The organism is Mesorhizobium sp. P2_A12 (assembly GCF_056405075.1).
In genome coordinates this window covers 129,085-143,781 of sequence record NZ_JBFUCU010000007.1, presented here as the reverse complement: position 1 = coordinate 143,781, position 14,697 = coordinate 129,085, and the positions used below count along the sequence as shown (strand labels likewise).

6 protein-coding genes are annotated in these 14,697 nt (G+C 63.4%); all 6 read right to left on the bottom strand.

The genetic code is table 11. The features are described 5' to 3' along the window. Nucleotides 1–16: 16 nt before the first annotated feature. Nucleotides 17–2,209 (bottom strand): dipeptide ABC transporter ATP-binding protein, encoded by a 2,193-nt coding sequence (locus AC1DZU_RS17545; protein WP_477286738.1) that lies wholly within the window; start codon nucleotides 2,207–2,209, stop codon nucleotides 17–19. A 60-nt stretch (nucleotides 2,210–2,269) separates the two neighbouring features. After that, nucleotides 2,270–3,427: an ABC transporter permease gene (locus AC1DZU_RS17540; RefSeq protein ID WP_184874997.1), complete on the bottom strand. Its 1,158-nt coding sequence runs from the start codon at nucleotides 3,425–3,427 to the stop codon at nucleotides 2,270–2,272. Nucleotides 3,428–3,439: 12 nt separating this feature from the next. Continuing rightward, entirely contained in the window at nucleotides 3,440–4,474 is a 1,035-nt protein-coding gene (locus AC1DZU_RS17535) for an ABC transporter permease (protein WP_477226940.1), read from the bottom strand. A gap of 226 nt (nucleotides 4,475–4,700) precedes the next feature. Beyond that, nucleotides 4,701–6,353, bottom strand: a complete 1,653-nt coding sequence (locus AC1DZU_RS17530; RefSeq protein ID WP_477286736.1) for an ABC transporter substrate-binding protein — start codon at nucleotides 6,351–6,353, stop codon at nucleotides 4,701–4,703. A 265-nt stretch (nucleotides 6,354–6,618) separates the two neighbouring features. Further along, on the bottom strand, nucleotides 6,619–12,672 hold the full coding sequence (locus tag AC1DZU_RS17525; protein ID WP_477286734.1) for a translocation/assembly module TamB domain-containing protein: 6,054 nt from the start codon (nucleotides 12,670–12,672) through the stop codon (nucleotides 6,619–6,621). A 3-nt stretch (nucleotides 12,673–12,675) separates the two neighbouring features. Further along, complete coding sequence (locus AC1DZU_RS17520) at nucleotides 12,676–14,604, bottom strand: autotransporter assembly complex protein TamA (RefSeq protein WP_477286732.1); 1,929 nt, start codon at nucleotides 14,602–14,604, stop codon at nucleotides 12,676–12,678. Nucleotides 14,605–14,697 lie beyond the last annotated feature (93 nt).

The window sequence follows — 14,697 nt, the reverse complement described above, 5'->3', positions numbered from 1 at the left end:
CCCCCGGCTGCGCCCGTCAGTTCGGCTTCTTGCCGCGTGGAGGCTTGGGTGTGGGCGCCTCCGAAACATGCGGCGCATCTTCCGGCACGCCCTCATGCGCGGCGTGTTCCTTGTCGAACTTGATCACCGGCTCCATCTTGGCCAGCACGTCGTCGGCCAGCCAACACAGGCTCATATGGCCGTCGCCGAGATGCCTGACCGGCGGCACCTTGGTCTCGCACAGATTGTCCGGCACCAGCTTTTTGTAGCCGCAGCGCGTCTGGAACGGACAGCCTGACGGCGGGTTCATCGCCGATGGGATATCGCCCTCTAGAACGATGTGCCGCTTCACCACGCTGGTGTCAGCGATCGGGATCGCCGACAGCAGCGCCTCGGTGTAGGGGTGATAGGGCGGCGCGAAGATCTGGTCGGTCGTGCCTTGCTCGACGATATAGCCGAGGTACATGACGACGACGCGGTCGGCGATGTAGCGCACCACCGACAGATCATGGCTGATGAACAGCATCGTCGTCTTGTTCTTGCGCTGGATATCCATCAAGAGTTCGGTCACCGCCGCCTGCACGGACACGTCGAGTGCCGACACCGGCTCGTCGGCCACCACCACCTTGGCGTCGCCGGCAAAGGCGCGCGCCACGCCGATGCGCTGCTTCTGGCCGCCGGACAGCTGGCGCGGCTTGCGGGTCTCGAACGCCCGCGGCAGCTTCACCAGGTCGAGCAGTTCCAGCATCCGCTTGCGGCGGTCGGCAACCGTCTTGCCGACATTGAACTTCTCCAGCGTACGGATGATCTGCGAACCGACCGAGTGGCTTGGATTGAGCGTGTCGAACGGGTTCTGGAACACCATCTGGATCGACGACACGGTTTCGACACTACGGTTCTCGATGCCGGTCGACTGGATTTCCTTGTTGCCCAGCGTCACCGTGCCGGCACTTGCCGTCTCCAGCCCAAGCAGCACCTTGGCCAATGTCGACTTTCCGCAGCCGGATTCGCCGACGATGGCGACCGTCTCGGATTCACGCGCCATGAACGAGATCGTCTCGTTGGCCTTGACGACTCGGCCCTCGCTCGAGCCGAACACCTCGCTGCCACCGACCTTGTAGTATTTTCTCAGATCCTCGATCTTGAGCACCGGCGCGCCGGGCACGACGCGCTCATTGACCTTCTTGGCGCCGGGCGGCAGCGCCTCCCAGTCAATCTCGTTGAAACGCACGCAGCGAGAGAAATGGCCTTCGTGGCCCGCGACCTCGATCATCGGGATTTCGGCGGCGTTGCAGACGCCCTCGACGAAATGGTGGCAGCGCGGGCCGAAATTGCAGCCCTTGGGCCGCTCATGCGGCAGCGGCAATTGCCCTGGAATGGAGATCAGTGGCCGCGAGTTCTTGTCGGCGCCGGGCAGCGGGATCGAGCGGAACAGCCCTTGCGTGTAGGGATGTCGCATGCGGTCGAACACGTCCTTGATCTTGCCGGTCTCCACGGCCTCACCCGAATACATCACCGTGATGCGGTCGCAAGTCTCGAGAATCAGGCCGAGATTGTGCGACACGAAGATCATCGAGGTGCCGAACTTCTCGCCCAGCCCCTTGACCAGATCGACGATGCCCGCCTCCACCGTCACGTCGAGCGCCGTCGTCGGCTCATCGAGCAAAAGCAGTGCCGGCTTCGACAGCAGCGCCATGGCGATGACGATGCGCTGCTGCTGGCCGCCGGAAAGCTGGTGCGGATAGGAGCGCATCATGCGCTCGGGGTCGGGCAGCTTGACCGAGCGCACCATTTCGAGCGCCCGTTTGTAAGCCTCTTCCTTCGACACCTTGTCGTGGATCAGCGGCACTTCCATCAGCTGCTGGCCGACCTTCATCGCCGGATTGAGGCTCGCCATCGGCTCCTGGTAGATCATGGCGATCTTGTTGCCGCGGATGGCGCGCAGCTCCTCGTCGGACAGCTCGCCCATGTCCTTGCCCTGGAACTTGATCTTGCCGCCGACGATCTTCCCGATGTTGGAGAGGTCGCGCATGATGCCGAGCGACACGGTCGACTTGCCGCAGCCGGATTCGCCGACGATGCCCATCGCCTCGCCCGGCATGACGGTGCAGGAAAAATCCATGACCGCCGGGATTTCGCCCTTGCGGGTGAAGAAGGAGATCGACAGGTTCTCGATCTCGATGATCGGCCCATTGGCCGGCTTAGCGGGATTTCGAACTGCCTCATTCATGGGTCGCTCCAATCCTTGTTTCAGGCCGGCTCTTCGCTCTTGGGGTTGAAGATCCGTCCATCAGTCTTTCATCGATTGTTCGCGCAGCGAATCGGCGAGCAAATTGAGGCCCAGCACGAACGACATCAGTGCGATCGTCGGCGGTAGCGCCGGATGGATGAAGGAGCGCAGCAGCCGGCTGGCGTCCTTGATCGCGGTACCCCAGTCCGGGCTTTCCGGCGCCAGGCCAAGGCCGAAATAACCGAGCGTGCCGAGCAGGATGGTGGTGTAGCCGATGCGCAGGCAGGCATCGACGATCAGCGGCCCGCGCGCATTGGGCAGAATCTCCCAGAGCATGATGTACCAGGGCGATTCACCGCGCGTCTGCGCCGCCGCCACATAGTCGCGCGTCTTGATGTCCATCACCAGGCCGCGCACGATGCGGAACACGCCCGGGCTGGAGGCGAACACCACCGCCACGAAGATGTTGAGCTGGTTGGGGTCGATGTGCACGATCTTCAGCGGATCGGCGTCGAACACCAGGCCGGCATAGATCCAGCCGCCGACGATCAAGGTGATGCCGAGCAGGATGTAGAGCCGGTCGGGCCGGTTCTTGTAGCGCGTCCAGAACAGCACGCTGAAGAAGATGATCGGAAACAGGAAGAACACCCCGGCCATCGCATAGGGGATAGGCGTGTCCATGATGCCCGGCGTCACGAGCAGGTAGAACAGCAGGATCACCGGGAAGGCCAGCACCAGATTGGCCAGGAACGACAGCACAGTGTCGATCTTGCCGCCATAATAGCCGGCTGGCAGGCCGAGCGTGATGCCGACCATCAGCGCGAAGCCCGTCGCGGCTGGCGCGATGATCAGCACGATCTGGCTGCCGTAGACCATGCGCGAAAACACGTCGCGCGCCAGCTTGTCGCCGCCGAACAGATAGGTCAGCCCCGATTGTGGCTCGATGGCCCCGGGCAGCACGTCCTTCATGATGGGGACCTGGGCCAGTGGATCGAAAGGCGAGATGGTTGCGGCGAAGATCGCCGTGAACAGCCAGAACAGGCAGATGCCGACGCCTACGATGCCGACGCCGCTGTCGAACAGCTGGCCGTAGAGCGCCAGCTTCTTCTTGTAGGCGAAGCTCGCTCCCATGACGATGAGAAGCGCGATCCAGACCGGCCAGAAGCGCGACAGCACTTCGAGAACGACGGTGAAGGCACTGATGTATTGGACCGGCATCCGCTTCGCTCCCTACTGAACTCTAATACGCGGGTTGAGAAACGCGTAGCCGACATCGGAAATGAGCTGCGTGATCAAGACGATGAACACCGAAACCAGCGAGCAGCCGAGCAGCAGGTCGATGTCGTTGTTGCCGGCCGCCTCGACCAGCGTGTAGCCGAAGCCCTGATAGCGGAACATCACCTCGACGATGACGACGCCGGTGAGCAGCCAGGGAAACTGCAGCATGATGACGGTGAACGGCGCGATCAGAGCGTTGCGCAACGCATGTTTGACCACCACGCTGCCGAAGGAGAGGCCCTTCAATCGGGCGGTCCGGATATATTGCTGCGTCATCACCTCGACCATCGAAGCCCGCGTCATGCGGGCGATGTAGCCGATGCCGTAGATCGCCAGCGTCATCACCGGCAAAGTGAAATTGTAGAAGGTTATGCCCTGGCTGGCCGAAGCCGCCGAGCCGTTCAGCCAGCCAAGCCATGAGGCGAAGATGACGGTGAAGATGACGCCCGACACATATTCGGGTGTCGCCGTCGAGGCGATCGAGGCCACCGATAGCACGCGGTCGGTTCGCGACCCCTCGCGCATGCCAGCCAGAATGCCGATCAGCAGCGAGATCGGCACCATCACCGCCAGCACGCAGAGCATCAGGGTGCCGGTCGCGCCAAGGGCGGGAAACAGTTTCGAGGCGACGCTAGCCTTGAACTTGGTAGAGCAGCCGAAATCGCCCTCGAGAACGCCAGCGAAGGTCGGCACGACCGGATCGTTGCAGAAGGAGAAACGCTGCGCTGGCTTGCCGGTCGCCGGGTCGGTCACCGGCTGCTTGGGCACGACGCCCAGCCACTGTCCATAGCGGACGAAGAAGTTCTGCCGATAGCCATGGTTGACCAGCCAACTCTCGAGCTGCTCGGCAGATGTATGCATTTCGGTCTGGCTGATCGCCAGCTTCTTCAGATTGGGTTCAAGGTTGATCAGGAAGAAGACGATCATGGTCAGGCACAGCATCGTCAATGCCATGGTGCCAAGACGCCTGATAACGAAAGAAAGCATGGCGGTCCCCTGCCGATGGGTTGGGGTTTGAGCCGGCTATGAAAGCCAACCCTGCCGTGACCGGCGGGGCTGGCTGTCAGGCAGGCCTTCGGATGCGATCAACCTGTTTTTGTTGCATGACCTTGCCTGGGAGTCCGCAACATTTTTTGAGAAGCGCGGACCAACAGGCACCGATGATGCAAAGAGCAGGGGAAAGGGACTGACGCCCCTTTCCCGATCCGTGCGATCAGGCCTGGTCGAGCCAGACCTTGCCGTAGTCGCGTTCGAAGGTCGGATGCATCTTGTAGTTCTGCACCGCCTTGACCGAGTGGCTGTAGAGCTTGCGCCAGTATGGCTGGATCAAGATGCCGGAATCCTGCAGGATCTGCTCGATGTCCTTCATCATTTCCTTGCGCTTGGCGGCGTCGGCAACGGCGAGCGCTGCATTGAGCTTGGCGTCCCAGTCGGGGTTCGACCAGGCAGTCTCGTTCCAGGCCTCGCCTGTGCGATAGCCGATGGCAAGCACCTGGACGCCAAGCGGCCGCATGTTCCAGTTGGTCATCGACAGCGGATACTTGGTCCAATCGTTCCAGAACGTCGAGCCCGGCAACACGGTGCGCTTCACCTTGAGGCCGGCATCGCGCATCTGGGCGGCGATCGCATCGCCGGTGTTCTTGTGCCAGTCCTCGTCGACGGTGATCAGCTCGTGCTCGAAGTCGGCCTGGCCTGCCTCCGCCATCAACGCCTTTGCCTTGGCCGGATCGCGGGCGACCTTCGCAAGCTCGTAATATTCCGGGTGAATCTGGCAGACATGGTGGTTTTCGGCAACGGTGCCGGCATTGCCGTAGCCGAGCTGAAGAACGACATTGTTGTCGACCGCAAGCTGCAACGCGTTGCGCACCTTCTGATCGCCATAGGGCTTGTTGTTGACATTGGTGCGGCAAACGATGGTCGACGCCGTGACGATTTCCGACTTGACCAGGTCCATGCCGTCGAGGATCGACACATAGTCGGCCGAGGTCTCGAAGTTGGTGTGGACTTCGCCGGCTTCGAAAGCGCTGACCATGGCTGCCGGATCGGTGCCGTAGTCGATGAATTCCAGGCCGTCGAGGAACACTTCGCCGTCCCACCACTTGTCGTCGGTGCGGCGCTTGTAGACCACTTTCTGGCCGACATCATAGGAGACGAGTTCGAACGGGCCGGTGCCGATCGGGCAGGATTTGAAATCGCCGCCCTTCTCATCGAAGCTCTTGTGAACGATGAGACCGGGATAGTCGCACATGTTCGGGATCAGCGCGATGTCAGGCTTGGCGAGCTTCAGCACGACCGTGTGATCGTCTGACTTGGAGACGGCGCTTTCGTCGAGCTTGTCGTCCTTGACCAGCGAACCGAGACGGCCGGGCATGGAATTGCCTTCGGCTTTCTTGTCGGCCCAGCGCTTGAGGTTGAAGATGACGTCATCGGCGGTGAAGGGGTCGCCATTCGACCAGGTGACGCCCTTGCGCACATGCAGAGTGTACTGCGTGGCGTCGTCGTTCACGTCCCAGCTTTCCAGCAGATAGGGGCGGAACGTGTATTCGGATGTGTACTTGACCAGTGGCTCGAGCGCCTGGCGCTCGGCATTGGCGATTTCCGACCAATCGGCCTTGCGCGGGTCCTTCGGATCCTTGATCCACTGGGCGATCTTCAGCGTGCCGCCCTTCTTGCCTTTTACCTCTTCGGCCTTCGCCGGCGTCGGGTCGGCGAGGCCGAGCAAGCCGTAAGCCATTGCCGTCGACGCGCCGAACACGCTGGCCATGGCCAGGAATTCGCGACGATCCACTTTGCCTGCCTTGGCGTCTTCGGCCATGGCCAGGATGTGATCGGGAACGCGATCGCCGTTGCTCTTATAAATTGTCATGACTTAACTCCCATTGTTGGCTTTCCGCCTTTTAACATTCCGCATCCAGGCCATGATGTCAAAGCCGGTATGGATTGGAACATGTTAGCGAATGTGCAACTTTGGAAAGCGAGCGGTTCGCGTGATAACGACAGTCTTGGCGCAAAATTGCTACTGCCCGACGGATTCCTCTGGAATCTCGATAGTCGAATAAACTGAGACATTTACTGAAGGCCGGACAGCGCCAGCCTGGGGCCACCATGGGGCCAAAAGCCCCGCCGAAATCTCAATATTCCTTCTCGTAGAAGATGCCGCCCTTGGCTTCGCCGGCATCATTGGCCTCGCCGCGCAGTTTGACGCCGCGCCCGACATTGAGGTCGATGGTTGCCTTGCCGGAACCCGGCTTGTCACCTTTCTGGATCGTCACATAGGTGCGGTCGTTCAGATACTTGCCCGCCGAAACCGCTGTACCGCCCTTCTCGTCGGTGGTGACGTCGAGATCGTCGACGCCGATTGCGCTGCGCAGGTTTTCAAGCAGCGACGTCGAGCCACCGACCCCGGCCAGTTGCCCGGCCGCTTCGGCGAGCTGGGCGATCTGCAGCGGCGACAAGTTCGACATCGAGCGCCCGAAGATCAGCTGCGCCAGCACCTCGTCCTCTGGCAGCGCCGGCACCGAGGAGAAGGTGAATTTCGGATTGGTCGCCTCACCCGACACCACGATGGTGACGGTGGTGCTGGTCGTCGTCGTTGTCGCCGTCAAATTGAGATAAGGCACCAGCGAACCGGAGAAGCCGACCGTGCCTTCGGTGAAGGTCAGCCGCTTGCCGAGGATCGACAGCCGCCCGCGCTGCAGGGTGAAGGTGCCGACCGCTTGCGGCGACGATGCCGGGCCGGTCAGCCGGAGCGAGCCGCCGAGTTCGGCATCGACGCCCCTGCCCTGGATGAAGATCTGGTTCGGCGCGTTGACCGTGACGTCGAGGACGAGGCCGCTGCCGCCGCCACCGCCACTGGTCGTCGGCGGGCGCAGCGCCTTGTCCTGCGCCCGCACGGCACCCGGCGCATTCTTGTGCTTGACGTCGAGTGCCGAAAGCGAACCTGGCAGCCTGTCTGGAACCGTGATCACCGTCTTGGCGAGATTGATGGTGCCGGCAATCACCGGTGCGGAGGTCAGCGGCCCCTTGATCGTCAGGTCGCCGCCGAGATTGGCCGTCACCACGCGGCCGTCCGTATAACGGCCGTCGACCAGCTTAATCGACAGATCGGCTGGAAAGCCCTGCTCCGGATTGATGCCGACCGTGCCGCTGGCCGACAGGCTGCCGCGCGTCGACAGCGTGCCGGTCAGCCGGTTGATCCTGGCGACGCCGCCGGCGATCGATACGTCGGCGGCGATATCGTTGACAGCGAGGCCCGAGCGCGCGTCGACGAGCCGCGCGCCGGAAGTGCTGACCGAGCCGCCGATGACAGGCGATGTCGCTGGACCGCGAACCTGCACGTTGACATTGGCCGTTCCAGACAGGGACAGCCCCTGCGCGGCAAGCTTCTGGCTGATGAGCCCGAACGGCACGGCGCCATTGAAATCGAGCACCAGCGCCGGGGTGCCTGCCGTTATCACGGTGCCGCCGCCCTTGAGGCCAAGGCCGGCTCCATCGCTGACATTGGCGTTGAAGGTCAGCTTGTTAGCGGCGAAGGTACCGGACGAAGAAACACTCACCGCACCGACACCCGCACCCCGGGTCTGCGACGTCTGCACGCCGGTCGCGTCGATGTTGAAGGCAACAGCGGGGCTCGCCGGCGCACCCGTCACCTTCGCTGTGCCCGAGATCGAACCGGCGGCATCGAGGCCCGGCGAGAAACTGTTGGCAAGTGACATCGGCACTCGCGCCAGCGTCGCGTTGATGTCGAGCGCTGTGCCGACCTTGCCGGTCACCGTCGCCGTACCGCCACCCAGGTTGAGCACCAGCCGGTCCAGCGTCGTCGTGCCATTGGCAATGCTGACGGTCGAGGCCTGGGCTATGGCCGCCTTAATGCCCTTGACCGTGGCCTGGCCGGAAGCAAGCTCGATGGTGGTCGTGCCGTTGGCCACTTTCACGCGGCCAGCAGCCTGCGCCGGGATGCCTTTGACGGTGGCGCCGCCGGAAAAGCCGGTCCAGTCGCCATCGCGCTTCAAATCCACATTGATGCCGCTGATCACGGTGCCGCCAGAGGTGACGGTGTCAGCCCGTATCTTTCCGGAAATCACCGGGGCCGCGAGATAGTTGGCGATGAGCGCATCGACGGAAACGGCCCTTGCCTGCAAATCGCCGCGCGAGATCGACGCCGTCGCCGCCTTGATCGCGACTTGCGGGGCGGTGCCGTTCTTGGAAAAGGCGATGGTGCCGCGGACGTCGCCTTCCGCCTTTTCCAGCGCAAGTGCCGCCAGTGGGCCGATATCAGGCAGGTCGAGCGCGATGGTGCCGACCGGCACGAACTTCTCGTCCAGCGCCAGATCGCCGGAGATCCTGTTCTTGCCGAGCGACAGCAGCAGGCCGTTGATGGCGCTTTTGCCGTCCGCCGTCGCCAGCACCGCACTGCCTTGCAGTGGCTGGCCGGCGACATTGCCGGTGAGTTGTACATTCGCCGCCGGGTTGGCGGCATCGGCCTTGCCGGTGGCGGTAAGCTTCAGCCCGGTGATCTCGCGCGCGGCCACCAAAAGCCGATCGCTGTCGACCGTTAGCGACAGATCGGGCGCGGTCGCGGGGCCCTGTGCGTTCAAGGCGAAGCCGATAGCGCCCTTGGCGTCTTTCGAGAGCAGCGAGATGTCGCTTAGCGCGCCCTTGATGTCGGCGGCGACCTTGTTGTCGGCAAGGCTTGCCTGCCCCTCGGCAGTCAGTGCACCGGAGGCGAGCTTCAATCCGTCGACATTGACATTGCCCGACGCATCGCGCTTCAGCGCCGCACTCAGTTCCGCGCGTTCGGCAAGCACGCCGCGCACCGCCGCCGGCAGCGCCGCGGAGGCGGCGTCGGCTTTCAAATTGAGCTCGATGGCGCCGTCGGCCAGCGATACCCGGCCGCTAAAGCCGCTGTTCAGCGCATCGCTCGTCACCGAGCCGCTGTCGATGGTGATGGCATCCTTGGCGAGGCTGCCGGCAACCTTGGCCGTGACCTTGCCGGCGATCAGTGGCGCGATGGTTGGGTTGTCGAGGCCGATCTGGTCGGCCGACACTGTGCCGGAGATCTGTCCCGTCCGCGCCTTCAGATCGAAAGCATCGGAATGCAGGGCGACAGCGACGCCTTCCACCTTGGTCAGCTTGGTGGCGACCGAAGGCAGTGTCGCCGAAATGTCGAGCCGCGGCTGCGTGCCCTGCCCCACTGCCTTTACCGACAGTGCCTGCAGTTCGAGCTTGATCGGGCTTTCCGCGCTGCCCAGCGTCAGCGGCAGGCTGGGTCCCGTCGAGGCGAGATCGAGGGCGAAATCGCTGGCACCATTCGGGTTGAGGGTGCCCGCCGCCTTGCCGGAAATCTTATCGCCGGAGAGCGTCGCATGGTCGAGAGCGACGCCTCCGGTCAAGGTGTAGCTGCCGGCCGCATCGACGGCGAGCGGCCCGAGCCCGGCCTGGCGGGTCTGGCTGGTCTCGACGCCGGCCAGTTGTGCGTTGAACCGAACCTCGGGCGCCGATGGCGATCCAGTCACTTGCGCTGTACCGCCGAGGATGCCCACGGCATCGAGACCGGGCGAAAAATCATTGGCGAGTGCTGCCGGCAATGCCGAGAAATGCGCCGCGAGATCGAGCGCCTGGCCGGCGGTGCCGGACAGCGTCACCGAGCCGCCGCCGACATCGAGCGCCAGTTTTTCGATGCTGGTCGTGCCATTGGCGATGCTCAACGTCGATGGCTGCGCGATCGCGGCCTTTATACCGCGAACCGTGGCTTCGCCCGACGCGATCTCGATGCTAGTCGTCCCGTCCGCGATCTTGACCCGTCCCGCAGCGGTCGCCGGAATGCCCGATACGGTGGCGCCGCCGGTGAAATTGGTCCAGTCGCCGTCGCGCTTCAGGTCGACGCCGATGCCGCCGATTTCCGTGGTTCCGGAGGTGACGCTTTCGGCCTTGATCGAACCGGCAATCGCCGGCGCCTTGAGATAATTGGCGATCAGCGCATTGACGGTGATGGCCTTGGCCGTCACCTCGCCGCGCGCGATCGACGTGCTCTTGGCGTCGATCGCGACCGATGGTGCGTCGCCATCCCTGGCGAAGCGGATAGTGCCGTCGATGTCGCCCGTCACCGCCTGGCCGGCGAGCGCGGCCAATTGGTCGATAGCAGGCGCGGCGAGCGTCAGCGTGCCCAAGGGCATGAATTTGTCATCCAGCGCGAGATCGCCCGAGACCTTGTTGTCGCCAAGCGAAACCAGGAACCCATTGATCGAACGCTTGCCTTCGCTGGTCACCAGCGCCGCCTTGATGTCGAGCGGCTGGTCGTTGACGGAACCGGTCAGCGAGACATTGGCGGAGGGGCTCGCAATGTCGGCCTTGCCGCTTGCCGTCAGCTTTATGCTCTTCACCGTGCGGCCCGAAGCCGTCAGGCTGTCGCTGTCGGCGGAGACCGTGAAATCCGGCGCTGTCCTGGCGCCGCTTGCCGACAGCGCGAAATCGACGCCGCCGGCAACCGGCACGCCAACCATTGGCGACAGCACCGAAACGTCGCCCAGCTTGCCCTTGATATCGGCCTGGATGTCGGTGCCCTGCGCGCTGGCGGTGCCGCTGGCGCTGAGCGTGCCGGAGGTGAATGAGATCGAGTTGGCGGCGAAGGATCCCTGCGGATCGCGCGTCGCCGCGGCCGAGAACTTCACCCGTGCGCCGAGCACCGAGGCGATCTGCGGCGGCAACGCCGTCGCCACGGCATCGGCATTCATCTTCAGCTGCATCGACAGGTCGGCAAGCGCGACCGTGGCAGTCAGCGAGGCGTTGACCGCGTCGGAGCGCAACGTGCCCTCGTCGATGGCAATGGCGTCCTTGCTGACCGACCCGGCTAGATCGACATTGACCTTGCCGGTGACCAGCGGCGCCAGTGTCGCCACGTCGGTTTTGAGGCCGCCGGCCGCTAGCTTGACGGTGACCGGCCCGGCGCGATTCTGGATATCGAAGCCGTCCGAATGGATCTGCGCCGCCAGATTGTCCAGCCGCGTGCCGCCGGCGACGATTGAAACAAAGGAGGCGCCGATGTCGATGATCGGAGTCTTGCCGTCGCCGAACGCGCGTGCGGTGGCGTTGTTGATTGCCAGCGTGATCGGCTGCGCCTTGCTGCCGACGCTGATCACCACAGGCGCGCCCTTGGCGGCGAGTTCGACCGCGAGATCGCTGGCTCCGGCAGGATCGACGATGCCGGATGCGGTGCCGTGCACCGCATCGCTGTCGATGCTGGCGCGGTCGACACTGACACCGCCGGCCGATGTGGCGGTGCCGGCGACATCGAAGCTGGTCTTGCCGGCAAACAGCGTCTTCAAATTCTCCGGCAGGAAGCGCGCGAAATCGCCGTCGCCCTTGGCCTCGATGTGATTGCCCTTGTCGGTCAGTTGATGGCGCCCGGTCAGCTGGGTGACGATCTGGCCGTCGACAACGAAGGTCCCGATGCCGCTCCAGTTGGCCAGCGGCCCCGTCCCCGAGACAATGATGTCGACGGGCGGCGCATCAGGCAGATTGAGCAGGTTGGCGATGATGCCACCCGCCGGCTCCGATGCCTTCAGATCGAGGTCGAGCTTGTTGTCGGCTGGCGCGAAATGGACTTTGGCGTCGACATTGCCTTGCTTGCCGTCATGGCGGGTGACGTTGAGGGTCGTCTCGACCGCCAGCGGCGCGACGTCGGCCTTGAGCATGCCCTTGGCGGCGAGTTCGGCGATGCCGCTGCCGGCCAGGTCCTGGCCGAGCGCGATTTCGGGAAGGTCGATCTGCTTGATGTCAAGCGAGACCGGCAGCGTCGTCGTGCCGCCGCTCTGTGCCGGCTGCGTACTGGCGACTGGCAGACGCGCCAGTTCGATGCGCCCGGCCGCGATGCGCTGGGCACTGAAGCTTTTCGACAGCAGAGCCAGCGGCGACCAGTCGACGGCGACCTTGCGCGCCACCAGCCAGGCGCCTTGACGGTCTTCCAGCACGACATGGTCGACGCTGAGCGCACCCGACCAGATGCCGTCGATGCCGCTGACGGTGATCTTGCGGTCGTCGCTCGAGGCCAGCCGCGAAATGATGCCGGCAAGATTGTCGCGTCCACGCTCGGTCTTGGTCAGCACCAACAGCGCGCCGATCGCCCCGGCGACAGCGATGAGCAGCGTGTAGAGGACAATGCGAAGGATGCGTCTGAATATCTTCATCGCTCAGAACGCCTGTCCGATGCCGGCATAGATGCCGAAATGCGGATCGTCTGGATCGCGATTGAGCGGCACCGCCGCGTCGATGCGCAGCGGCCCGAATGGCGTGACATAGCGCAGGCCGACACCGGCGCCGACCTTGACGTCGGAGAAATTGGGCACCGATTTGGTCGACACCGTGCCGGCATCGACAAACGGCACGATGCCGATCGTGTCGGTGATCGCGATGCGCATTTCGACCGAGGTCTCGAAGAAGGACAGACCGCCGATCGGCTGGCCGGTGAAATCCTTGGGACCGATGCCTTGGTAGGCATAGCCGCGCACCGAACCGCCGCCGCCGGAATAGAAGCGCCGGTCGGCAGGTACATTTTCGAGGCTGGTGCCGACGATCGAGCCGACGGCGACACGCTCGGCCAGCACGAACTTCGAAGCCGAATCCAGCGACTGATAGGCCGAACCCTCACCCTTCAGCTTGAGGAAGGCCGCACCGCTCAGAATGTCATAGCTCGGTTCGGCATAGGCCAGCACCCGGAAGCCGCCGGTGGGGTTCAGCCGGTTGTCACGGTTATCGTAGACATACTGCAGCGGAATGCTGGCGATCAGATATTTGTGCTTGCCGAAAGCATCGTGGATTCGCGAATAGTCGAGCGACACTTCCGCCGAAACCGTCTGCTTCTTGGTGAGTTCGTAAGACAGGCCGGTGCTGCCTTTGACCGAGAAATGGTCATAGGCGTCCGGATGCTCGAGCACGGTCTTGAACCTGGCGAAGAACTTTGACGCCGGCCCGATCACGCCCGGTTTTTCGAACATGATGCCGGCATTATAGTTGAGCTCGCTGAGGTCGTTGCTGCCGATACCGCTGATGGCCCCGTCGATGCGCAGCTTTTCGGCCCGCCCAAACAGGTTGCGGTGACCCCAATAGCCTTCCAGGCCGAGCCCCTCAGTGTTGGAGAAGGTGCCGCCGACACCGAAATAGCGTGGCTTGCGCTCGCTGACCTGGACGCCGATCGGAATGTTGCCGTCGGCATCGAGCTTGTCGGCTTCCTTGAACGTCACGCTGTTGAACACCTCGAGCGCCAGCAACCGGTCGCGCGCATCGCTGATCTCGTCGGGCGAGTATTGCCGGCCGCGCTTGAGGCCGGTCATATATTCGGTGAAGTCGCGATCAACCTTCTCGGTGCCTTCCACCGTGGTGTCGCCATAGCCGGCGACCGGCCCGGCGGCGACCGTCAGCGTCACGTCGAGCGTCGAGGTGGCATGGTCGGCGACGATCTGCCGGTCGGTCACCTTGGCCAGCGGTCTACCCTCCTGCTTCAGCGCCCGCACGATCAGCGCCTCGGCCTTGAGCACGGCGCCGGATCCGGCGTCGCCGCCGGCGATCAGGCCATAATCGGCGCTCATCAGCCCCGCCGCGTCACCCTCCAACCGGACATTGCCGAGAGTGAATTTCGGCCCGCTGACGATATCGATGGCCACCGGTACCGGTTGCGGGCCCTTGAATTCGGCATCAGGCGGCAAATCGTCGAGCGGCTTGCCGTCGATGGTGATGGTGACGACGCCTTCATAGCGGGCATCGGCATAGAGCGCCGCGACCAACTGCTCACGGTCGCTACGCGCCTTGGCCATCAGCCCGAGCGAGCCGGAAACCGGGCGCTCCTCGTCGCCTTTCAGGGCCGAGGCATTTTCGAGCTTCTTGAGGAGATCCTTGTCGGCATCGGGCGCGGAAATGGTGACGGCATAGCGCAGGGGGTCGACGATGTCGGCGTCCTCGTCTTCCGACGATCCCCACAGCTTGATGCCGAAAAGCTCGAAAGCAGCAGCATTTCCGGCCTCGGCGACAAGCGCGGTTGAGCAGATCATGACCAAAAGCAGGGCGCGCGAAAGCACACGCCCTAGCGCGGTACCTCCTGACATCTGCTCTTCATGCGCCGGCATTAAGACAACCTAGAATGAAAACCTAAAATTGGAATGAAGTTCTGAAGCGCTCGTAAAGGGGCCACAATCCAATTGTCTGAAATAGGACGGGCT